The sequence below is a fragment of the Paraburkholderia phytofirmans OLGA172 genome (assembly GCF_001634365.1).
Lineage (GTDB): Bacteria > Pseudomonadota > Gammaproteobacteria > Burkholderiales > Burkholderiaceae > Paraburkholderia.
The window spans coordinates 445,706-466,714 of record NZ_CP014579.1 but is presented as its reverse complement, the minus strand read 5'-3'; the positions used below and the strand labels follow the sequence as shown (position 1 = coordinate 466,714).

Below are 21,009 nucleotides of genomic sequence, written 5' to 3'. Positions count from 1 at the left end.
AGCTATCTGAATGTCACGTTCTTGCAATAATCCATTGCATTAACAATATCGCTCCAACCCTCCTTAACACTCAGATATCGGCAGTAGTTTTCCTTGTATTGTTCCTCATTGACTGGCGTGAAGCTACCTGGAATTGGCGTCCCCATAGGCATCAAAGCGCCACCTGAAAATCCCTTGTCGCTCAGACAAACGAACAAACCCTTTTGCGTCAATATTTCGTTGTATGATGCAAGCACGTATCCACTCCCGGGTTCGAGACTTGACCAATAAAGCGACGCACTAGCAACCGATACAGGCTTCGAGACTTGCAGCAAGCTTTCCATATAATCACCCAACCACATTCTTGCAAAGTTTATATACGGCTGAAAGGCGGATTGCAGGTCCGCAGCGAGAACGAGTGCACCGATTGCTGCTGCGGCACCTGGGCCAATTTCCGCCCAAACAAACAGCGTAATAGCGATTGTTCCCGCCGCACTTACAACGGTCAGCACGTCACCTGGCTGGACCTTTTTGTTCGGATCTTTCCAATCTGTCACAATTCGGATTAATGCAGACGTCGCGGCCAATCCGTTTGTCAGGATACGTACTGGCTGCAGCATCGGAGCGGCATTTGATACCGTCGCAACGAGGTTGGTGTCATTCTGAATGACTGATAGCGAGTCATTTGGGCTATTTGCCGCGGACATCAACGCCTGATAAGTAGTCATCGAATTCGAGCCGTTTTCGACGAATTGCAACACCATTTCCACTTTTGCCATTTTATTCAGCCTTTGACTCTGTATTCCAAGGGGCAATTGAATTCACTGAGGAACTTACGGATGGTGCGGTAGACGGACTCGATCCGACAACATAGCGATAATAGAGCTGTGTATTACCTGTTTTTGGCGTGTACACCGTCTGGGCGATAAATGATTTTGTTTTTGTGAGAGTGACAGGCAGGACGTCAATAATCTGCGAGAACCCTTTATCCGTCGCCACCTGGAGACTCGCTGCAATATCACTATTCGGGTCCTCGAAATTTATGATGCGCACCCAGAATACCCATGACCCGTCGTCGCGCCTCAACGCAGTCGCGCCGTTTGTTAACACGTATCCGCGCAGCGAAGTGGCTGCAATTTGGGGGGATATGGGAGTCGCCTTTGCGATTTGGGAAGTGATGCCAACAAGAGATAAGAAGCTTGTTCGCAAAAATAATCGTCTGGCAGTCATCGTGTCTCTATGTAGTTGGATGGCGATCGCCGTTTGTAAATGTAGTTTTCGCTACATTTACAAAAATATCGTCACTGCGAGCACGCCCGGAATAGGATAATTCCGAAAAAATTACCGCTATTCAGATAGCCACTAGGGCGATTGCATGAAACGTTACAGATGGTGGCGAAATGCTTGTGAGCCCGGTTGAAGGCGCGTTTACTCTGGCTTTTGTGCTTGGGAAAAGCGATGCAGGAAGACGTGCTCAGTATCGAAGAAGCGTTTGGCGATTTGCGCGATCCGCGCAGCCGCACGCCGGCTCATGATCTGACAGAGATGCTGGTGGTGGCGCCGTGTGCAGTCCTGTCGGGCACCGATAGCTGGGTGGCGATCCAGACGTGGACCGAAGCGAAGCTGGAGTGGCTGCGACGCTACCTGCCGCTGGTCAACGGCATTGCATCGCATGACACGTTTGGGCGCGTGTTTGCGGCGCTCGATGCGCAGCAGTTCGAAGCCTGCTTCATACGCTGGACTGCGCACCTGTGCCCGGCGCTGGCGCGCGCGGAACTGATCTCGCCGAAGGGCGCGCCCTCGAACGCCTTTGCGCGGCGATATACCGAGGCCGATTTACTCACAACCGTATTCCGCGAAGCCAACGCATACGCTTACTGAAACGCCACTTCCGCGAAGCTACGCAACTTGCGGCTATGCAAACGATGCAAGCCATTCATCCGCAACAACTCCATCGCCTTCACACCGATCTGCAGATGCTGATCGACCTGCGCGCGATAGAACTGATCCGCCATGCCGGGCAGTTTCAATTCGCCATGCAAAGGCTTGTCCGACACGCATAGCAAGGTGCCGTAAGGCACGCGGAAGCGGAACCCATTGGCCGCAATCGTCGCGCTTTCCATGTCGAGCGCGACCGCACGGCTTTGCGACAGCCGCTGCACCGGCTCACGGTGATCGCGCAATTCCCAGTTGCGGTTATCCACACTCGCCACCGTGCCCGTGCGCATCACGCGCTTCAACTCGACGCCATCCAACTGCGTGACCTGCGCGACCGCGCGTTCCAACGCCACCTGCACTTCGGCAAGTGCAGGAATCGGCACCCACAGCGGCAAATCGTCGTCGAGCACGTGATCTTCGCGCACATAGCCGTGCGCCAGCACATAATCGCCCAAACGCTGCGTATTGCGCAGACCCGCGCAGTGGCCAAGCATGATCCACGCATGCGGACGCAGCACGGCGATATGATCGGTAATCGTCTTCGCGTTCGACGGCCCGACGCCGATGTTGACCATTGTGATGCCGCTGCCGTCGGCGCGCTTCAGGTGATACGCGGGCATCTGCGGCAAACGCGGCGGCGCCGTGCCTTCCTGCGCCTGCTCGGCGAGATTCTCGTTGTATGTGGTCACGTCGCCCGGTTCGACGAACGACGTGTATTCGCTGCGATAGGCGCGCAGTTCTTCGTCGTCGGTATGGGCCATCATCGTGCGGCCGAGTTTGACGAACTCGTCGATATAAAACTGGTAGTTCGTGTACAGCACGTAGTTCTGGCAATGCGTAGGCGAGGTCGCCGTGTAATGCTTCAGCCGATGCAGCGAGAAATCCACCCGCGCCGCCGTGAACAGCGCGAGCGGATGCGGCTCGCCCGGCGGCGGCTCATACGTGCCGTTGACGATGCGGTCGTCGAGCAGCGCGAGGTCCGGCGTATCGAACACGTCGCGCATCAGGAACAGGCGCTCGCGATCCAGATCGCCCTCGAGATGAATGCCTTCAGCGAACGCGAAGTGAATCGGAATCGGCTGATCGGACACACCGACTTCGATCTGCACGTGATGGTTCTTGGCCAGCAGGCGCAATTGCTCGCGATAATAGTTGCCGAACAGATCCGGCCGCGTGACCGTGGTCTCGAACACACCGGGGCCCGCGACGAAACCGTACGAGCGGCGCGAGTCGATATGCGTGTTGACTTCAGTGCGCACCCTGACGAACGGGTAGCAGGCGCGCACCCGGCTTTCGAACAGTTCGTTGCGGCGGTAACGCGCGAAGGCGTCGCGCAAAAACGAGGTGTTCGCTTCGTAGATCGCCGACAAACGCGTGACGGCCTCGGTCGCGTCGTCAAAGGATTCGGTTGGGAAGCTATTGGCGGGAGTCTGCACCGCGCGTTGATTGGTATCGTTGTTCATCGTCATTCGCCCCTATTGATGAGATGACATTACCACGGAACCCGTGATGGCCAAATGACCTCGCGGCGCCTACCACATCTGCCGCAACAGCGGCCGCAAGTTTGCGCGCACAGCGCGCGAAAGCGGCGCAAAATAAGGCGATCGCGCCCGTGGGCAAGGCTGGATTTGCTAGAATCGGGGCACCATATTGGAGAATCACCATGAAGCCGCTCCTTCCCGTCGCCGTTGCACTGGCCCTCGCCTTTGGCAACGCCGCGATGGCTGCCCAGCCTGTCGATGAACCTCCGCCCGCCGATGCACCCCAGTCCGCCAATGAGCGGGCCGGTCTGCCTGACCTGGCGAAGATCAATCGTCCGGCCGCCGAGGTCAGCTCGAAGGTCGAAATCAACGTCCCACGCACGCCAAGCTTCTACGAACGCAGCGCTAACGGCACCGAAATCACCGAATACCGCGACAAAGGCAAGCCCGTTGAAATCAACGTGCATTCCAATCTCGGCACGCGCTACCAGATGAGCGCGCCGCTCGACACGTCGCCCACCGTGCGCGACAACGGCCGCGCGAGCACGCGTTTGCCGTCGGTGAACCTGACTTATTGATGCATGCCGGGGTGGCGGCGCGGCGTAAGCCGCTCCCCTGGATCTATGTGGCCCGCAGGCGTCGCCTCGGGTTTTCAGCCTGCTTGCCGATTTCCAGCATCCCACACCTCGCACTGGCCGCATCGCGCCAGCCCGACTAACCTGATCCGACGTTTCCCGCATGGCTGTCTTCACCGCTGTCACCGAGCCCCAATTAGCAGAATGGATGCGTCATTACGATCTCGGCGAAGTCGTCGAGTTTCGCGGCATCCCGTCCGGTATTGAGAACAGCAACTTCTTTCTGACGACGACGCACGGCGAATACGTCCTCACGATTTTCGAAAAGCTGACGGCCGAGCAACTGCCGTTCTATCTCGATCTGATGCGGCATCTAGCCGCGCACCGCGTGCCGGTGCCGGATCCCATGCCGCGCGAAGACGGCGCGCTGTTCGGCACGCTGCACGGCAAACCCGCAGCCATCGTGACCAAGCTTGAAGGCGCGCCGGAGTTGGCGCCGCAAGCCGAACACTGCGTCGAGGTCGGGCAAATGCTCGCGCGCATGCATCTGGCGGGGCGCGATTACCCGCGCTATCAGCCGAATCTGCGCAGCCTGCCGTGGTGGAAAGAAACCGTGCCGACCATCCTGCCGTTCCTCGCGGGCGCGCAGCGCGACTTGCTGTCGTCCGAACTGGCGCATCAGGAGGCTTTCTTCGCATCGGCGGATTACGCGAGGTTGCCCGAAGGCCCTTGCCACGCCGACCTGTTCCGCGACAACGCGCTGTTCGCGCATGCCGCGCCGGAAACCGGCCACGAGGTGCGCCTCGGCGGCTTCTTCGACTTCTATTTCGCCGGCTGCGACAAGTGGCTGTTCGACGTCGCGGTAACGGTCAACGACTGGTGCGTCGACCTCGCCACCGGCAAGCTCGACGAGGCGCGCACCGAAGCCATGCTGCGCGCCTACCAGACCGTGCGCCCGTTCACCGTCGAAGAAAACCGCCATTGGGGCGACATGCTGCGTGCGGGCGCTTACCGCTTCTGGGTCTCGCGCCTGTATGATTTTCATTTGCCGCGCACGGCCGAGCTGCTCAAACCGCACGACCCCGGCCATTTCGAGCGCATCTTGCGCGAACGCCTGACCGGCGTTGCACTTCCAGGCATTCATACCTCATGCAACTGATCGAAGTCCCCGCGAAAACCGGCTATGTCTGGTTCCGGCAGGGTATCTGGCTGTTCCGTAAGAACCCGCTTGCGTTTCTGACGCTGTTCTTCACCTATCTGCTGGTCATGACGCTGGCGTCGCAGATTCCGGTCATCGGCGGCGTGCTGCCGCTGGTCTTCATTCCGGGCGTTGCGGTCGGCTTCATGGCGGCGTGCCGCAACACCATCGCGGGCAAGCCGGTGTTCCCGACCATTCTGGTGGACGGCTTTCACTCGTACGGCCCGGTAGTCGCCAAACGTCTGCTGCTGCTGGGCGTGCTGTACGTCGTTGCGATGGCGCTGGTGCTGGCCGGCTCGGCACTCGCCGACGGCGGTATGTTGCTGAAAGTCATGCTCGGCATGGCCACGATGGATCAGGATGCGATCGCCAACAGCAATATCCCGCTGGCGGTGATCACCGCGTTCGCGTTCTACATTCCGGTCGCAATGATTTTCTGGTTCTCGCCGGTTCTTATCGCGTGGCACGACGTGCCGCCCGTCAAGGCGATGTTCTTCAGCATCGTCAGTTGCTGGCGCAATCGGGGCGCGTTCATCGTGTTCGGCGCATTGTGGTTCGCGGTGGCAACGACGGTCTCGTTCGGCCTGACCGCATTGATGCAGGCACTGGGCGCGGGCGATTTCGCGTTCGCGATCCTGATGCCTGCCACCATGATCGTCACGACCATGCTGTATTGCTCGTTCTACGCGACCTATCGCGGCTGCTTCGGCGTGCAAACGCCCGAAGCGCCGGACCTGCCGACCACGCCGGCGGCTTGAATGCCGGGTTGAATACCTCGACTTGCGGCACAATGGTTTGCGCGCAATCGATTTGCACGCTCTTTTTACACGAGATGCAATATGACCCAGCGTCCCGCCTTGCCCTTCACGCTCGACGAGCAACTTTGCTTCGCACTCTATTCGACCTCGCTTGCGATGACGAAAGCGTACAAGCCGCTGCTCGACAAGCTCGACCTCACGTATCCGCAATATCTGGCGATGCTGGTGCTCTGGGAAGCCGACGACATCACAGTCAAAGACCTCGCAGCGCGACTGAATCTCGACTCGGCAACAGTCACGCCACTGCTCAAACGTCTCGAAACACAGGGCTGCCTGGAACGGGTACGCGGCGTTGAAGATGAACGGCTCGTCTATATCCGGCTCACCAGAGTGGGCACCGCACTGAAGCGTCAGGCACGCGAAGTGCCAGCAGAAATCTTCTGCGCGACCCAGCAGACGCCGGAATTCCTGCTCCGTCTGCGCGACGATCTAACGCGCCTGCGCACCACGCTCAACGATTACATGGACCACTAGCCGGCCTGTTTCAAAAAGCACGCTATCGGTACGATGCAAAAATTAATTTGTGCACAAATTATTTGTGCACTATCTTTGCCACATGCCGCTTCGAAAGTGCTCCGCCAGAACGGCGGGCAAGCAACCAGCCGCAAACATGCAGATCCTGACAACCCAGATAAAGGAGCAGCACCATGAACATTCTCTACAAGGTAAGCGCAACCAGCACTGGTGGCCGTGACGGCCGTGCCGTATCGTCGGACAATGCGTTGGACGTGAAGCTGGCGGCACCGCGTGAACTGGGCGGCACCGGCGCAGCGGGCACCAACCCGGAGCAACTGTTTGCAGCCGGCTACTCGGCGTGTTTCCTGAGCGCGATGAAATTCGTCGCCGGCCAGCGCAAGCAGACTTTGCCGGCTGACACGCAAGTTACGGCAGAAGTGGGTATCGGCCCGAACGACAACGGCGGCTTCGCACTCGACATCGATCTGCGCGTCTCCTTGCCGGGCCTCGCTGCTGCTGCAGCCAAGGAACTGGCCGACGCGGCGCATCAGGTGTGCCCGTACTCGAACGCCACGCGCAACAACGTCGCAGTGCGCCTGCAAATCGCGTAAGCCGCGGCCTTAACGAGCCATTCGTCTAGATCCGCGATTCCGATGACACGCATCCGGCGCCTGAACGACGCCTTCGATACCGGTCTGGTCTGGTTTCGCCGCGACCTGCGCAACACGGACAACGCCGCGCTGTACTACGCGCTCAAGCATTGCGAGCGCGTCTGGTGCGTGTTCGTATTCGACACGACGATCCTGCAACCGCTGATCGACGCCTGGCAAACTCGCCATCCGGAGACGCAGGCGCAGGACCGCCGCATCGAGTTCATTCTTGCTGCGTTGGGCGAGCTGGACGAAGCATTGCGCGCCAGGGGCGGCGCCCTCGTCGTGCTGTACGGCGATCCAGCCGATCTCGTACCGAGGCTCGCGAACGAACTCGGCGTCGATGCGGTCTTCACGAATCACGATTACGAACCGGTCGCGATCGAGCGGGACGAGGCGGTGCGGGAGCGGCTTGTCGAAGCTGGACGCCAATGGCTGACGTTCAAAGACCAGGTGATTTTCGAGCGTGATGAGGTGCTGACAGGCCAGAACAAACCGTTCACGGTGTTCACGCCGTACAGGAACGCATGGCTCAAGCAGCTGACGGCGTTCGATCTGAAACCATACCCGGTCGAGACCTACGCGCAGCATCTGGCAGCACTGCAGCCCAAGCTGGACCGCCAGTTGCCGACGCTCGACCAGCTCGGCTTCGCACCGAGCAATCTCGCGGCGCTTAACTTGCCCACCGGCATGAGCGGCGCGCAACGTCTGCTCGACGACTTCATGACCCGCATCGACAGCTACAAGGACCGGCGCGACTTTCCCGCCGTCAAAGGTCCGAGCTATCTGTCGATGCATCTGCGCTTCGGTACGGTCTCGACCCGCACGCTCGCGCGGTTCGCGCACGAGAGCTCACTGCAGCCCGACGGACAAGGCTCGGCCACGTGGCTTTCGGAGCTGATCTGGCGGGACTTCTACTTCATGATCCTCTCGCATCATCCGAGGCTGGCGGCCGGCGCGTCGTTCAGGGAAGAGTACGACCGGCTGCGCTGGGAGCAAGGCCCGGAAGCGGACGAGGCGTATGCCGCGTGGTGCGACGGCCGCACCGGCTATCCGCTGGTCGACGCCGCAATGCTGCAACTGAACCGCACCGGCTACATGCACAACCGCCTGCGAATGGTGACGGCGAGTTTTCTGGTGAAGGATCTGGGGGTCGACTGGCGGCTCGGCGAACGCTACTTCGCAGAACAATTGAACGACTTCGATTTATCGGCGAACAACGGAGGCTGGCAATGGGCGGCATCGACAGGATGCGACGCGCAACCGTATTTCCGGATTTTCAACCCGATCACGCAATCCGAAAAATTCGACGCCGAAGGGCGCTTTATCAAACGCTATCTGCCCCAGCTTGCGAAGCTGCCGGCCAAATGGATTCACGCTCCGTGGCTGGCGGGTGCGGAGCGGCTCGCGGAATTCGGTGTGATATTGGGCAAGGATTATCCCGCACCGATCGTCGACCATGCTGAAGCGCGGCAGCGTACGCTTGCCCGCTTCGGCAAGTAAGCGCCCGCTCACATTGTTTTGATCAGGAATGTCGAGAGGTGTTGAAAGATGCGCCGTTTGCCGTCGCTACTCGCGTTTCAGTGCTGATCGTCACTTCAATACATGCCGATGCTTCAAACCTGTGCAGCTTAGTGCTGGCTCATCCACGACGGATGGCGAGTGGTTGCCTCACGATCCAGCTTGCGCATACGGAATTCCAGATCGTACAGATCGGTCGCTTCTGCGAGGAAAGCGTCAGCGCGTTCTTTCGCGAGTTGATCGGGCGATTTGGTCAGAAACAGAAACAGGCGGCTAAGCAGATACATGGTCAACCTCGACAATGAGTTCAGGCGGTAACGCCTAAGGGATAACCCCTATTATAGGGAAAACCCTAGGGTCGCGCCAATGCTCATTTCGAAATGTTGTTCGAATCTCAGCGTGCGGCCGCCGAGGCTTCTGCGGCGGTGCTTTCAGCGATACGGCCGGCGCCGGTGCGGCGCTGGTGCCTGAAGAATTCCCACACCATGGCGCTCGCGTCCGGACCTTTGGCGGAATGGAACGGTACGGCGTCGTCGCCGCCGCTCCACGCGTGCGCAAGCCCTTGCACACGGCACAGCCGCACCACGCGCCGGCCGCCGCGCAGATAGTCGCGCATCACCACGCCACCCTTACGGTCTTCCTTGACTTCACCTGATTTACGCACGCCTTTCTCGTCGACGATCCGGTTCAGGCGAAGAAACTGCTCCGCCAACTGGTCCGCATTGACCGGCGCGACCACATGGTCGGTGTCGCCATGGAGAATGATGGCCGGCATGCCGGGGTATTCGGCCACATTAACGAGTTCGTCGACCAGCTCGGCCGGCTCGCGGCGCGCGCCACGCCGCATCACGTCCATTGCCGTAATGCCGGAGCGAGCCTCCCCGAAAGCAGGGCCGGAATGCAGCGCAACCGCGGCGAAACGCTCCGGATAGTTGACGGCCAGAAGCGCCGTCAAGCCGGCGCCGGCGGAGATTCCGGCGACATACACACGCTCGCTGTCAAAGCCATGCTGGGCAACCAGCGAATCCACCAGCGAGACGACCGCACGCGTCTCGGCGCCGCCGGCGCTGTCGCTGGCGTCGTACCAATGCCAGCAGCGATGCGAATGGACATGCTTCGACTGTTCCGGATACACCACGGCAAAGCCGAAGCGATCGGCGAGCACGTTCATCCGCGTGCCTTCCGCGAATTCGTCAATCGACTGGGTGCAGCCGTGCAGCATCACCACTAGCGGCATCGACTCGTGCGCATGGCCAGATGGGATATACAAACCATACTGAAGGTGGTTGACGAGTCGCCCAGGTGCCACAGGCGCCGAATGGAACGAGCGCGTCCACGAACCGCTCGCCCATGCCGAAGCACGTGGACGAACCCGCGACTCCCGTGGGGCGGCTCGCGGCGCTTCGCGTTTCGCGGATGCGCGCAGCGCGGCCACTGGCTTGACAGGACGGGCCTTGGCCGAAGGCTTGGCGGTGGCAACGCGTGCCGGCCGCGTGGCGGCGCGCTTCGTGGTTGCGTGGGCGTGCTCGGTTTGAATGGAGAGCAGCCGCTTGAGACCGCGCAGCCAGATTTTCGATAGACTTTTTGCCATCGGCGGATAACCTCGCAAAAAGGGGACAGGTGACGCTCGATAGAACGACGCTTTGTTGTGCAATGCACAATAACACCAATCCTCATGCGATGCTGGAGGCCCGGACCACCGTCGAGCACCGAATTTTCCTATCGGAGAACCTTGCAGCAGCAATAACGTCAAATCTTTGCAAAGCTTGTTCGCCGGCCAACGCCCCGTCACAAAAAGCCCGGCGCGTAGCAAGTCTGGCCCGAAGCACCCGTCTATACTGGCAGGTAAATAATTTCGGAATACGCCTTTGCGGCGTCGGCGCTTCAAGCCGGTCGCGCGTTAAACCATCACCAACCCGATTCTACGCGGCCTTGGTCGCACTTTTTCCATGCCCGATTTACCTGTCCATCTGTGGTATTCGATCACCAGCCTCGGCGGCGCCGGCATGACGCTGCCGCTTGCGTTCGCCATCGCACTTTGGCTGGCGGTCGGCTACTCGTGGCGTATGGCTGCTGGCTGGTTGCTGCTGCTTGGCGCGGCCATCGGCATTGTGACCGTGACCAAGCTGGCCTTCCTCGGCTGGGGCGTTGGCGTGCGCGAACTGGATTTCACCGGCGTCAGCGGTCACGCCATGCTGTCTACCGCCGTCTATCCGGTCGCACTATTCCTGATGCTGCTGCCGGCGCGTCCGGCAATTCGTCTGCTTGGCGTCATACTGGGTCTGGCCGCGGGCATCGCGGTCGGCTTGTCGCGCGTCGTGCTGAGCGCCCACTCGCCGTCTGAAGCCGTCACGGGTTGCCTGGTCGGCGCGCTGGCCGCGCTGTTCTTCGTGCGCATGGCGTGGAATGCGGAGCCGGGCCGGCTATCGGCGTTGCCCGTCACCGCGAGTCTGATGATCCTCGCGCTGTTGATGCACGGCGTGCATGTGCCGACGCAACGCTGGGTCACGCATATCGCGCTGAAGGTGTCCGGTCACGAGCGACCGTTCATCCGCGCCAAGTGGAGGTCCGTGCGCGACGTACGCCCCGCCACGGCGCCGCTGTCACAAACGCTCAACACGCTTACGCCGCCGCACTCCTCGGCCGTCTGAAGCACACTCAACCGATTGCTCGTCCGGCAACCGAAGTCCACGTCCGGCAATCCGCGTGCCGCTTCATGTGCGCAGCGTGCCATAACGTCAGAGCCTGTGCCCCTCCAGAACCCTTGGCTCACTCAATCCTTCACCCCAAGAATCACACTCGACGCCTTGAATACAGCGACCGCCGTCCCGCCTTCCACAAGCCCGAGCGTATCGACGCTCTGATTCGTGACAACGGCGGCAATCACCGCGCCGCCGTCCAGCACCAACGACACCTCCGCGTTGACCGCCCCGCGCTTCACGCTCTGCACGGTGCCGCGCAACTGATTGCGCGCCGAGAGCTTCAGCGGCGCGCCACTTTCATCCTCGACGAGCAGCACCACCCACGACGCCTTGATCAACGCGAACGCCGCCGCTCCCTGCGCGAGTCCCAGCGTCTCGGTACTTTCATGCGTGACTACGGCGACAATCGTATGGCCGCCTGGCAGCGCCAGCGACACTTCATCGTTGACCGTCCCGCGCGTGATCGCCAACACCGTTCCATAAAGCTGATTGCGCGCGCTCGTTTTCACGCCGATGCGGCCGATCAGATCCCAATCCGTCGCAAAGCCTTCGATCGCCGCGCCCGCACGTTCGAGAAAGCGCCGATGCTCGCGTTCGACCGCCCGAAACGTCTCGATCAGCTTCACCGCGCGCGGCGTGAGCGTGGTGCCGCCACCGCCTTTGCCGCCAGTCGAGCGCACGACTAGCGGCTCGCCGGCGAGGTTGTTCATCGTATCGACGGCGTCCCACGCGCCCTTGTAGCTCATGCCGACAGCTTTCGCCGCGCTGGTAATCGAACCGGTCTCGCCGATCGCCGCGAGCAGCGCGATCCGCGACGCGCCGCCGAGCGTTTGCGCGCCCGCCTGAAACCAGACGGAGCCGCCCAGTTCGAGAGCTTCGTGGTGCGGATCGGTGCGGTCGGATGTCATGGAGGCAGGAGGGTCGGTGGGTTAGGAAAGGACAGCGAACCATTATAGCGATGCAGCGCCCCTTGACGGCGGCGCACATGGCGCGCCGCCGATCGCATTCGTCAGTCACTCAAACCGCGTACTGCGCGATCCCATTTCCGAACGACCAGTTCTCCTTCAGCACTTCGACGAGATTGATGAACACATCCTCTCGTCGCAGTCCCGGCGACGCCGCCAGTTCCTCCGCCATGCGCTTGTACAGCGCCTTCTTTTGTGGTGACCTTGCATTCGCGGGTGAGGGATAAGCGCTCGATGGAGACGTTGCGGCTGGTGCCAATCGCCTATGTCGAAGGTTTGCACAACGCAACGGTAGCGGATTTGCGCTCGATTGAGATTTTCGGTCTCGGTTCGGCGCTCGTTTTTCCGGCGCTCGATGTCGTCGTGTCGGTGCATGGCCTTATCGACGGTGTATTCGGCTCGAAGGCATGGATGCGCGATATCGGCCGCAGCGGCGGCAGCGTGAAATCCGAGGCGAAATCGGCGGCTGCCCGCGAGAACGGCAAGAAAGGCGGCCGTCCGCGAAAGGCTGCGTGAGGCTTATCACCCCAAACGGCACGCCGCCTGAACCGAAAGTCAGTGGAGGATCGGCGGCAACGAGCCGCTGCTGGCGGTTGCAGAATTAGCGGTCGCGGCCGAGGGACTCGCCATTACGTTTGCGGCCTTGGCAGGCGCGCTCGTGTGAACGACAGCCGGTTTGGCCGCACCGGTTTTCGCCGCCACCTTGACCACGCGAGCATGCGCTGTATGGCCTTGAACCAGGTTGGCGTGCATGATCCTGCCTTGACCTGGTTTCGCCTGAGCAATTTGTGCATGTGGCTTTTTACCCTGCGCCACCACCGCTGCCTTCGACTTGGGCTTGCCCGCGCCCTTGACCACGCCGCCGTGGCCAACATTCTTAGCCGCGACCTTCTTCACGCCGCCGTGCGCTGCGGGCTTGACGCCACCCGTCGACGCCGCCGCAACCCGCTGCGCGCCATGTTGAGCGCTCGCCGCGTGCTTCAAACCCGCCTTCGCGCCGGCGGCAGGCTTGACCTTGGCTGCACCCGCCGTTTTCTTTGTGTGCTTCGCCATATGCCCGGTCGACTCCGGCGGATTCCACACTTCCGCATAACCGGCAGCCATTGCCGCACCGGACACACACCACACTGCAACTGCCGTTGCTACCGCTCGAACCCACATCTCCCGCTTCTCCCGATCTTCGGCGTCATAACGAGCCGGGATTATATTCTCTTGCAAAAATCCATTTTTAGACTAATATTTATTTCAAGTACATATAAGGACTCATCCGCTCATGGCTCACGCTGCCCGCGCCACCCGGCCCGAACCGCCAATCCGCCCGCCGGTTTCGGAACCCACGCTCACGGAAATGTCGGCGGCAGGCCTGCGCGCGTTCTTCAACATCGCGCGAGACTGGGACCTGAGCGCCGAAGAGCAGATCGTGTTACTCGGTTCGCCGGGCCGCTCCACCTACTTCAAATGGAAATCCGCCCCGCAGACAGCCCGTCTGGGGCGCGACACGCTGGAGCGACTGTCGCTGCTGCTTGGCATCTATAAGGCGCTGCAAATCCTGCTGCCGCAGCCCAGCGCCGCCGACACCTGGATCAAGCGCCCCAACAGCGCACCGCCGTTCGGCGGCCGCCGCGCGCTGGACCGCATGCTGGCCGGCAACATCAGCGATCTCGTGGCCGTGCGCCAGTATCTCGACGCGATGCGAGGCGGCTGGGCGTGACACAACCGCATTGGCAGGACCGCTGGCGCAGCGCGCCGCTCGACTGGTCGCCCGCGTATCGCGTGATTCCAACGCGCTTTCCGGCCATCAATCTGTTCGACCGGGTCGCCTCGCCCGAAGATTTCGACGCTCTTTACGCGCTCGAAGCGATGACCAACGACCGCCTGCGCACCGAAGTCGGCGAACTCGATCTCGTGCCACGCGAAGAGCGCCGTTTCGGCCCGGGATACGGACCGATCATGGCAGCATTGACGCACCTGAATCCGCTCGGCAGCCGCTTCTCGGACGGCACGTATGGCGTGTTCTATTGCGCTCGCTCGCGTGCTACTGCGATCGCGGAGACGCGCTATCACACGGGGAAATTTCTCGAGGCGACCGCCGAGCCGCCCATGCGGCAGCAGATGCGCCTCTATACCGTGATGGCGCAAGGCAACGTGATCGATATCCGCAGCGACGTCTCGCTCGATCTCGCGGTGCTGTCGCCCGACGACTATGTCGCCGGACAATCGCTCGGCCGTGCCGTGCGCGAGGCCGGTGCGCCGGGCATTGTGTATCCATCGGTGCGGGATAAGGAAGGCGAGTGCCTCGCCGCGTTCAGAACCACGCTGCTGCGCGACTGCCATCACGCGGCGTATCTGGAATACAACTGGAACGGCACGAGCGTCGATATGGTGTTCGAACTCAATCAGGTGGGCTAGGAGACCGAAACGCGCTCGAAACCATCAAGGCAAGGCCAGCGCCGCCGCCCCGCTCTCCCGTGCCGCCTCAACCGAGATCGACCAGCGCCGCAACGCCTGGGGCTCCACGATCGTCAGCCTGCCGCCGGACCCGAATGCGCCGGTGTCGATGAACACCTGTGAGCCGATTTGCTGGATATCGCGCATCGGCGTATGGCCGCAATAGGTCAGCGAAAGGCCACGCTGCCGCTGCGGATCGCCGTTGCCCAAGGCCAGATCGCGCCCCCATAACAATTGCTGGCGCGTTTCGGCGGAAAAATTCCCGGCGTCGAGTTCGGCGTCCGTGCCGAAGAATTCGGCATGCAAAACATTGAAGCGCTCCTTGCCGCTACCGACCACGCGCACGAGCGGCAACATCCGCAGCCGTTCGGCGTAGTCCTGCAAGCGCTCGTCGGACAATTTCGCCGCCCATATCCCGCCGATTCCATACCACCACCGGCGCCGCATGCGCCCATCGGCGACCGCGCATAAAGTGTCTTCGTGATTGCCGAGCACCGCGTGAAACCACGGCTTGTCGAGCAGAGTCAACGCCTGCTCGGAATGTTCGCCGCGATCCACCAGATCGCCGACCGAAAAAAGCCGGTCGCGTGCCGGGTCGAACGCGATGTCGCGCAGCAGATAGCGCAATGCATCGACACAGCCATGCAAATCGCCTACGACAAAGTCGCGGCCGCTCCGATTGGCCGAATGATGCTGGACGGGGTTGACGAGTACGGAAGCCATTCGCTCATGATAGATCGGCATGCCCAAGTGCGCATGCGCGCTACCTATCTTTTCTTGGCGCGCCGCGGCACCGAAATGACGTATAAATGACGCAAATACGGCACGTTTTCCGGCAGAACTTACCGGAAAACGTGCCGCCGACGCAGTCGTTACTGCTCCGTGCGCAGTTTGGCGACCTGATCCGCCGTCACTGTGGACTGCGGATTGCCGAACTGTTTGGTCACATAGTTGGTGATGGCCGCTACCTGATCGTCGGTAAGCTGGGTGCCGAACGCGGGCATCAGCACGTCAGCCTGTTTCGTCGTACGACTGACGCCGTGCAGGATCACCATCGCCAGATTGTTGGCGTCGCTCGCGCCGACCGCGGAGTTATGGATCAGCGACGGATACGCACCCGGCGCGCTTGCACCGACACCCTGCCCAGTCCAGTTATGGCACGTCGCACAATTGGCAATGAACAGTTGCGCGCCGTTCACGGCATTGATCGTGGTGCCGCGCAACGCGGTGACATCGTCGGCGGCGGGGTTGCCCCACTGGTCGCGCGGACGCGCTTCGCCGCCGTTGATCGGCGGCACCGAGCGCAGATATGTGACGATCGAGCCGACGTCCTCGTGCGTCAGATACTGCGTGCTGTCGGTCACCACCTCGGCCATTGGTCCCGCCGCATTGGCGCGGCCCGACGCCGCGCCGGTCGACAGATACGCCGCCAGCTCGTCATCGCTCCAATTGCCCACGCCGCTATTCTTGTCCGGGGTGATGTTGTACGCATGCCAGCCGGCCTGTACCGCGCCCGAGAAACGCGAACTCGTCTTCAACCCCTGCATGAAATTGCGCGGCGTGTGGCATTCCTCGCAATGCGCGAGGCCTTGGACCAGATACGCGCCGCGATTCCACTCGACGCTTTGCTTCGGATCGGGGACGAAACGGCCTTCGTCGAAATTGAACAGATTCCAGAACACCATCAGCCAGCGCAGGTTGAAGGGGAATTTCAGGGTATTGCTCGGCGGTGCATAGTGGATCGGTGTCAGCGTATTCAGATACGCGCGAATGGCCAGCACGTCCTGATCGGTGACCTTGGTGTATTCCGCGTATGGGAAGGCCGGATACAGCCGCTCGCCGCTCTTGCCGACGCCTTCATGCATCGCGCGCAAAAAATCGGTGTCGCTCCATTGGCCGATCCCCGTGTCCGGGTCGGGCGTGATGTTTGGCGTCACGATCGTGCCGAACGGCGTGTTGATCGCCAGGCCGCCCGCGAACGGGCGGGCTTTGTCAGCCGTATGGCAGGCGACGCAGTCGCCGGCGCGCGCCAGGTATTCACCGCGTTTCACGAGATCGCTGCTGGCCACCGCCGTCGGCGTGGCGCCCGCGATGGCGGGTTGCGCAGCGTCGTCGGCCTGGGCCTGCGTGATCGGCAGTTCGTCGCTATGCCGCGCGCCAGGCCCATCCGCTTCGTGCCAGGCGACGTACAGCGCAAACAGCGAAAAGACCGCCGCCAGCGTCGCCACCCGGAAGCGGCGGCGACGCGTACCCTGAACCAGCGCATCGGCCGGCTGCACGCGAGAGGTGTTGTTCGTCATTGTGGCTCTCCGTTCAGGGCTCAGATTTCACGCTTGAGCTTGTCGGCCAGTTTCAGCGACAAGGCCGCGATCGTCAGCGTGCAATTGACGGAGGCAGCAGTCGGCATCACACCGCTGCTGGCGATGAACAGATTCGAGTGATCGTGCGTGCGGCAGTCCACGTCGACGACCGAATCCCCAGGATCGCTGCCCATGATGGTGGTACCCATGATGTGATTGTTCGGCGCGAACGTATCGTCGAACGAAACCTCGGCGCCGCCGAACAGCGAGGCGATCTGCGCATACAGTTCATGCGTGTTCGCCGCGCTCTTCTTCACGTAGTCGTTGATCGAGTAGTAGATCTCGGGCTGCGGAATACCGAGCGCGTCCTTGTGATCCGCCGAGGGCACCACGCGGTTCTGCGGCTCCGCGAGATGCTCGTGAAAGCTGTTGATGTTCAGCGTGCGGGCCGCGCGGTCGCGGATCTGCCGGTCGAACTCGGCGCCGGTGAGGCCTTTTTTGAGCAGATCGGCGGTCACGCTCATGGTCGGCACGCCGTTCGACAGATGCAGCTTTTTCGCCGCGTAATCGGAGCGGAACGCGCCGTCGCGGAAATTGACGATCGAGGTCATCTCCATCGGCCCGCGTCCGGGCCACAGCGGTTCATTGGCGAGGAAGGTGACGCCCGTGCCCGGATGGTCCATCAGGTTACGGCCCACCTGGTCGGAGCTGTTGCCGACGCCGTGGGGGAATTTGTCGGTGGTCGACATCAGCATCAGCTTCGGCGTTTCGATGCCGTTCGCGGCGAGCACGAACAGCTTGCCGGTGACCCGTGTGCTGTTGCCGTTCGGGTCCTTGTAGTGGACTGCCGTGATAAGCCCTTTGTTGTCCGCTTCGACGCGGTACACAACCGCCTCGGGAATCAGTTTTGCGCCGGCCTGTTCGGCCTTCTCCGCATGCACCACGCCGTTGTACATCGCCGCGATCGGGCAGATCGGCATGCAGTTGTTATTGCCGCAGCAGGTGGGCCGCGCATCGTACGGACGGCTGTTGCGCGCGACCGGCTCGGGCACCACCTTGAAGCCCTGTGCGTTGAGCACGTCGCTAAAGCGCTGATCCATGTACGAGAGCGGCAACGCGCTCATCGGATAAGGCTTGGAGCGCGGCGAACCGAGATCGATCGTGCTGTCCGGCCCGGAAACGCCCAATTGAATTTCAGCCGCCACATACCACGGCTCCAGCGTTTCATACGAATAAGGCCAATCACGTCCCACGCCGTACAGCTTGTGCAACTGGAAGTCCGACGGCAACAGCCGCCACGCGGCGGCCGCCCAGTGCCACGTCGTGCCGCCGACCAGCCGCACATACTGTGAGTTGTACGGATAGTCGCCCTTCTGGATCAGGTAATTGTTGGCGGGCGCGTACTCGGGATGCGGCGCGTACGGCGTGGAGGGATACGGCGTCGCGAAGTCGGACTTGACCGGCGAGTTGCGGAAATTCTCGACGATCTGCCAGCGCGGGATGCGCGGCCCGGCTTCGAGCAGGATCACCGATGCACCGGCCAACGCCATCTGATGCGCAACCAGCCCACCTGCCACGCCCGACCCGACCACGACGATGTCGGCGGAATTTGAGTTTGCCATTGTTGCCCTCTTCTTTGTCGGCCAGAGTTAGCGCTTTAGCTGTCAACCAGAGTTGGCGCTTTAGCTGTCGGCCAGAGTTGGCGCTTTAGCTGTCGACCAGAGTTGGCGCTTTAGCGCTTACTCTGGTCCCATGCAAAGCTCTTACTCTGGTCCCATGCAAAGCTCTTACTCTGGTCCCATGCACGACTGTGCCGGCTTATCGTTGCTTGCGGGTCTCGCGTGCCGACGTCTCGTCAAACGGCTCAATCAGGCGATACGACGGCAAGGCACGCGCGAGAGGAACGCCGTTCAGGCGCTCACTGGCTTCTGCGTCCAGTAGAACGGCACGTCGCGGCAATAGGACGGAATCGTCAGCACGTCCTTGACCGGCTCGAACATCAGCGCTTTTTCATAAGCGACCACGTCCACATGCGGCATGTCGCCCACGAGACCGAGATACCACGCGCGCATGATCGCGCCTACAGACTTGGCGAGCGCGGGCTGATCGGCCTGTAATGCCTGCGTGACGGTATCGGACGGCACACCGCCATGACCCTGCAGCCACGTGTTGAGCGCGGCGACGTTCTGGGCGAACTGGCTGTCGGATTTGGCGAGGGCGTCGTAGACACGTTTGCCGAGCACGGCGTCGAAGCCCGAGCGACCGGTAAGACGCTGCGAGAGCGCAAGGAACGCATCGAGCCCGCCGCCGGCGGGCGCATCGGCAAACGCCGGGGCGATCCACGAGAGCGGTTGGCCCGCGCCGGCAAACGCGAGCGCGGCGGCAGTGGCGCATGCGCCCAGCACCCATATCCTGCGTGAGGCCGAGAACGAAAACGAACGCGAGGCATGCAGCGAAGGCAACGGCGAAGACCTTCGCGAAGAAGGCAACGAAGACGAAGTTGACGACGAAAACCCGGCCAAATGCGTCACTTCGCGGTGCGCATCTTTTTTCTCAGGAACATCTGTCATGGGGGCTCCAGATGGCGAGTCGATCATGAGTCGTTCTCGACGGAAAACGCGGCCGTGGCGCGATGCCGCCCACGCATTACGTCGATTTCTCTATCCCAAACCTGGTCTGGCGCCGCTTAAGCGGTCTTGTGTGGCTGCATGATGCCGAAGCGAGCCGCATTACGTTGTGCTGATGACAGCCTTGTGAAATAGCTTCAGTGCGCGGCGTGCAACGCGAAAAGCGTGCCGCCTGCCAATCGCCTTTCAACTGAAAGCGGCGCGCAAGGCCGTTGCGAAAGACTATAGCCTGTGATTCCCCCATTCGACAAATGGCGCCCGAAGCGCGAGTAGAATCCGCGACACAGACGGCCCTCCACTCTTGACCTCATGCTGACAAAATATTATCCGCAGGTTCTTCGCAATCGACCACGCATGCTGATCGGCCTCGTCGCTGGCCTCGTCGCCGCGCTGGCGGTTCCCGAGCACACACGCCCCATGGTGCGTGTTCTGGCCGGCTGGGATGCCGCAGTGTGGACCTATCTCGTGCTGATCTGGGTGCACATGGCCTTCGCCGACGAAAGCCATGTCCGCGAATTCGCGCGGCGCGACGATGAAAACGCGGGGGTGGTGCTGGTGGTGATCTGCGTCGCGACGATCGCCAGCATTGCCGCGATCGTGCTCGAACTGGCTTCGGCGAAGGGCACGGCCGGCGCCTCGACTGCATGGCACTACCTGTTGACCGGCCTTACGATGATCGGCGCATGGTTCATGATCCCGACCATTTTCACGTCGCACTATGCGCGAATTTACTACGACGCGGATGCGCCGGAGACCGCCCTGCTGTTTCCCGACCACAAGCTCCAGCCGGACTACTGGGACTTCCTGTACTTCTCGTTCACCATCGCCGTGGCCTCGCAAACCTCGGACGTCGTACTGCGCTCCCGCACGATTCGCCGCGCCGCGCTCGCGCAGTCGATTCTGTCGTTCTACTTCAACGTCGCCGTGCTGGGCTTGTGCGTGAACATCGCCGCGGGCCTGGTCGGCTCTTGAGCCGCCCTTCTTCCGTGACGGTCTTTTCCCTCGCAACGCTTGCTCCGCCGGTCGCCGCTTCGCCTTTTGCGGCCCCGGCGCGCGTCTCGCTCCCCCCCGTGTAAAACCCGGACGACGCCCGTCCGTTTTACACGCGGGCTGTCCGCCAACACGCCTCCGCCGCTTCCAGCCGTCAGCCGCGCCTCCCAATAGGGCGCGCGCTCCCGCCCCCTTCGCTTCCGTCCAAAACGCACTGGCACACCGTTTGCTGCGTCTTGCGAATAGTTCTGGCCGGCCACGTGCCATCGACGCCTGGCGTCAAAACATCCCTAACTGGCCAGCGGCGTGACGATCTTTGCACTACATTGACCAGTACGCGCCCTCGCTTCACGCCTCGCGC

Annotated in this window: 23 protein-coding genes and 1 pseudogene; 13 read left to right on the top strand and 11 right to left on the bottom strand. The window is 61.6% G+C overall.

All coding sequences use genetic code 11. From position 1 onward, the window contains the following. Nucleotides 1-2: 2 nt before the first annotated feature. Nucleotides 3-758 (bottom strand): hypothetical protein, encoded by a 756-nt coding sequence (locus AYM40_RS22395; RefSeq protein WP_063498457.1) that lies wholly within the window; start codon nucleotides 756-758, stop codon nucleotides 3-5. Between the two features lie 263 nt (nucleotides 759-1,021). On the opposite strand from AYM40_RS22395, the gene AYM40_RS40470 reads away from it, so the two are divergent. Together AYM40_RS40470 and AYM40_RS22390 are read left to right on the top strand one after the other, a co-directional pair. Continuing rightward, nucleotides 1,022-1,309 (top strand): hypothetical protein, encoded by a 288-nt coding sequence (locus AYM40_RS40470; RefSeq protein ID WP_148662277.1) that lies wholly within the window; start codon nucleotides 1,022-1,024, stop codon nucleotides 1,307-1,309. Nucleotides 1,310-1,437: 128 nt separating this feature from the next. Further along, nucleotides 1,438-1,860: an ISAs1 family transposase gene (locus AYM40_RS22390; RefSeq protein ID WP_063498456.1), complete on the top strand. Its 423-nt coding sequence runs from the start codon at nucleotides 1,438-1,440 to the stop codon at nucleotides 1,858-1,860. On the opposite strand, the gene AYM40_RS22385 is transcribed toward AYM40_RS22390, so the two are convergent. After that, nucleotides 1,854-3,380 (bottom strand): AMP nucleosidase, encoded by a 1,527-nt coding sequence (locus AYM40_RS22385; protein ID WP_063500625.1) that lies wholly within the window; start codon nucleotides 3,378-3,380, stop codon nucleotides 1,854-1,856. The two genes, AYM40_RS22390 and AYM40_RS22385, sit on opposite strands and share 7 nt — an antisense overlap. Nucleotides 3,381-3,580: 200 nt before the next feature. Here AYM40_RS22385 and AYM40_RS22380 point away from each other — a divergent pair, with 200 nt between their 5' ends. The 6 genes from AYM40_RS22380 to AYM40_RS22355 all read left to right on the top strand — a co-directional run bounded on the left by AYM40_RS22380 (nucleotide 3,581) and on the right by AYM40_RS22355 (nucleotide 8,598). Further along, nucleotides 3,581-3,976, top strand: coding sequence for a hypothetical protein (locus AYM40_RS22380; RefSeq protein ID WP_063498455.1), 396 nt, complete (start codon nucleotides 3,581-3,583; stop codon nucleotides 3,974-3,976). Between the two features lie 160 nt (nucleotides 3,977-4,136). Then, the gene (locus AYM40_RS22375; protein ID WP_063498454.1) at nucleotides 4,137-5,132 is read left to right on the top strand and encodes a homoserine kinase; all 996 of its coding nucleotides are present in this window, start codon (nucleotides 4,137-4,139) and stop codon (nucleotides 5,130-5,132) included. Next, nucleotides 5,123-5,929 (top strand): BPSS1780 family membrane protein, encoded by an 807-nt coding sequence (locus AYM40_RS22370; RefSeq protein WP_063498453.1) that lies wholly within the window; start codon nucleotides 5,123-5,125, stop codon nucleotides 5,927-5,929. Before AYM40_RS22375 ends, AYM40_RS22370 begins: the two co-directional genes overlap by 10 nt. Nucleotides 5,930-6,010: 81 nt before the next feature. Then, a complete protein-coding gene (locus tag AYM40_RS22365; protein WP_063498452.1) occupies nucleotides 6,011-6,463 on the top strand; it encodes a MarR family winged helix-turn-helix transcriptional regulator in 453 nt (150 codons plus the stop codon). Between the two features lie 173 nt (nucleotides 6,464-6,636). Next, nucleotides 6,637-7,056 carry an organic hydroperoxide resistance protein gene (locus tag AYM40_RS22360; RefSeq protein ID WP_063498451.1) on the top strand — a complete coding sequence of 140 codons (420 nt, stop codon included), beginning with the start codon at nucleotides 6,637-6,639 and terminating at the stop codon, nucleotides 7,054-7,056. 42 nt (nucleotides 7,057-7,098) lie between these two features. After that, on the top strand, nucleotides 7,099-8,598 hold the full coding sequence (locus AYM40_RS22355; protein WP_063498450.1) for a cryptochrome/photolyase family protein: 1,500 nt from the start codon (nucleotides 7,099-7,101) through the stop codon (nucleotides 8,596-8,598). 128 nt (nucleotides 8,599-8,726) lie between these two features. On the opposite strand, the gene AYM40_RS38835 is transcribed toward AYM40_RS22355, so the two are convergent. Both AYM40_RS38835 and AYM40_RS22350 read right to left on the bottom strand, forming a co-directional pair. Then, on the bottom strand, nucleotides 8,727-8,903 hold the full coding sequence (locus tag AYM40_RS38835; RefSeq protein ID WP_081833034.1) for a DUF3563 family protein: 177 nt from the start codon (nucleotides 8,901-8,903) through the stop codon (nucleotides 8,727-8,729). A 107-nt stretch (nucleotides 8,904-9,010) separates the two neighbouring features. Then, nucleotides 9,011-10,207 carry a PHB depolymerase family esterase gene (locus AYM40_RS22350; protein ID WP_063498449.1) on the bottom strand — a complete coding sequence of 399 codons (1,197 nt, stop codon included), beginning with the start codon at nucleotides 10,205-10,207 and terminating at the stop codon, nucleotides 9,011-9,013. A gap of 358 nt (nucleotides 10,208-10,565) precedes the next feature. On the opposite strand from AYM40_RS22350, the gene AYM40_RS22345 reads away from it, so the two are divergent. Further along, nucleotides 10,566-11,267 (top strand): phosphatase PAP2 family protein, encoded by a 702-nt coding sequence (locus tag AYM40_RS22345; RefSeq protein WP_063498448.1) that lies wholly within the window; start codon nucleotides 10,566-10,568, stop codon nucleotides 11,265-11,267. 122 nt (nucleotides 11,268-11,389) lie between these two features. Here AYM40_RS22345 and AYM40_RS22340 read toward each other — a convergent pair whose 3' ends face one another. Both AYM40_RS22340 and AYM40_RS22335 read right to left on the bottom strand, forming a co-directional pair. Continuing rightward, nucleotides 11,390-12,226: a TOBE domain-containing protein gene (locus AYM40_RS22340; protein ID WP_063498447.1), complete on the bottom strand. Its 837-nt coding sequence runs from the start codon at nucleotides 12,224-12,226 to the stop codon at nucleotides 11,390-11,392. Between the two features lie 109 nt (nucleotides 12,227-12,335). Continuing rightward, nucleotides 12,336-12,479, bottom strand: a pseudogene (locus AYM40_RS22335) (tautomerase family protein); the annotation flags it as partial. 38 nt (nucleotides 12,480-12,517) lie between these two features. Between AYM40_RS22335 and AYM40_RS22330 the strand changes: the two are divergent. After that, on the top strand, nucleotides 12,518-12,799 hold the full coding sequence (locus AYM40_RS22330; RefSeq protein WP_162493829.1) for a DUF2442 domain-containing protein: 282 nt from the start codon (nucleotides 12,518-12,520) through the stop codon (nucleotides 12,797-12,799). Nucleotides 12,800-12,838: 39 nt separating this feature from the next. Here AYM40_RS22330 and AYM40_RS22325 read toward each other — a convergent pair whose 3' ends face one another. Further along, nucleotides 12,839-13,444, bottom strand: coding sequence for a hypothetical protein (locus AYM40_RS22325; RefSeq protein WP_063498445.1), 606 nt, complete (start codon nucleotides 13,442-13,444; stop codon nucleotides 12,839-12,841). A 112-nt stretch (nucleotides 13,445-13,556) separates the two neighbouring features. Here AYM40_RS22325 and AYM40_RS22320 point away from each other — a divergent pair, with 112 nt between their 5' ends. Both AYM40_RS22320 and AYM40_RS22315 read left to right on the top strand, forming a co-directional pair. Next, a complete protein-coding gene (locus tag AYM40_RS22320) occupies nucleotides 13,557-13,994 on the top strand; it encodes an MbcA/ParS/Xre antitoxin family protein (RefSeq protein WP_063498444.1) in 438 nt (145 codons plus the stop codon). Continuing rightward, entirely contained in the window at nucleotides 13,991-14,692 is a 702-nt protein-coding gene (locus AYM40_RS22315) for an RES family NAD+ phosphorylase (RefSeq protein WP_063498443.1), read from the top strand. The genes AYM40_RS22320 and AYM40_RS22315 overlap by 4 nt, the downstream gene beginning before the upstream one ends. 24 nt (nucleotides 14,693-14,716) lie before the next feature. Here AYM40_RS22315 and AYM40_RS22310 read toward each other — a convergent pair whose 3' ends face one another. The 4 genes from AYM40_RS22310 to AYM40_RS22295 form a co-directional block, all read right to left on the bottom strand. Further along, entirely contained in the window at nucleotides 14,717-15,454 is a 738-nt protein-coding gene (locus tag AYM40_RS22310) for a metallophosphoesterase (protein WP_082855487.1), read from the bottom strand. Nucleotides 15,455-15,603: 149 nt separating this feature from the next. Then, a complete protein-coding gene (locus tag AYM40_RS22305; RefSeq protein WP_063498441.1) occupies nucleotides 15,604-17,031 on the bottom strand; it encodes a cytochrome c in 1,428 nt (475 codons plus the stop codon). A gap of 20 nt (nucleotides 17,032-17,051) precedes the next feature. Beyond that, nucleotides 17,052-18,653 carry a GMC family oxidoreductase gene (locus AYM40_RS22300; RefSeq protein WP_063498440.1) on the bottom strand — a complete coding sequence of 534 codons (1,602 nt, stop codon included), beginning with the start codon at nucleotides 18,651-18,653 and terminating at the stop codon, nucleotides 17,052-17,054. A gap of 288 nt (nucleotides 18,654-18,941) precedes the next feature. Then, nucleotides 18,942-19,601: a sugar dehydrogenase complex small subunit gene (locus AYM40_RS22295; protein ID WP_063498439.1), complete on the bottom strand. Its 660-nt coding sequence runs from the start codon at nucleotides 19,599-19,601 to the stop codon at nucleotides 18,942-18,944. A gap of 366 nt (nucleotides 19,602-19,967) precedes the next feature. On the opposite strand from AYM40_RS22295, the gene AYM40_RS22290 reads away from it, so the two are divergent. Continuing rightward, the gene (locus tag AYM40_RS22290; RefSeq protein ID WP_063498438.1) at nucleotides 19,968-20,630 is read left to right on the top strand and encodes a DUF1345 domain-containing protein; all 663 of its coding nucleotides are present in this window, start codon (nucleotides 19,968-19,970) and stop codon (nucleotides 20,628-20,630) included. Nucleotides 20,631-21,009 lie beyond the last annotated feature (379 nt).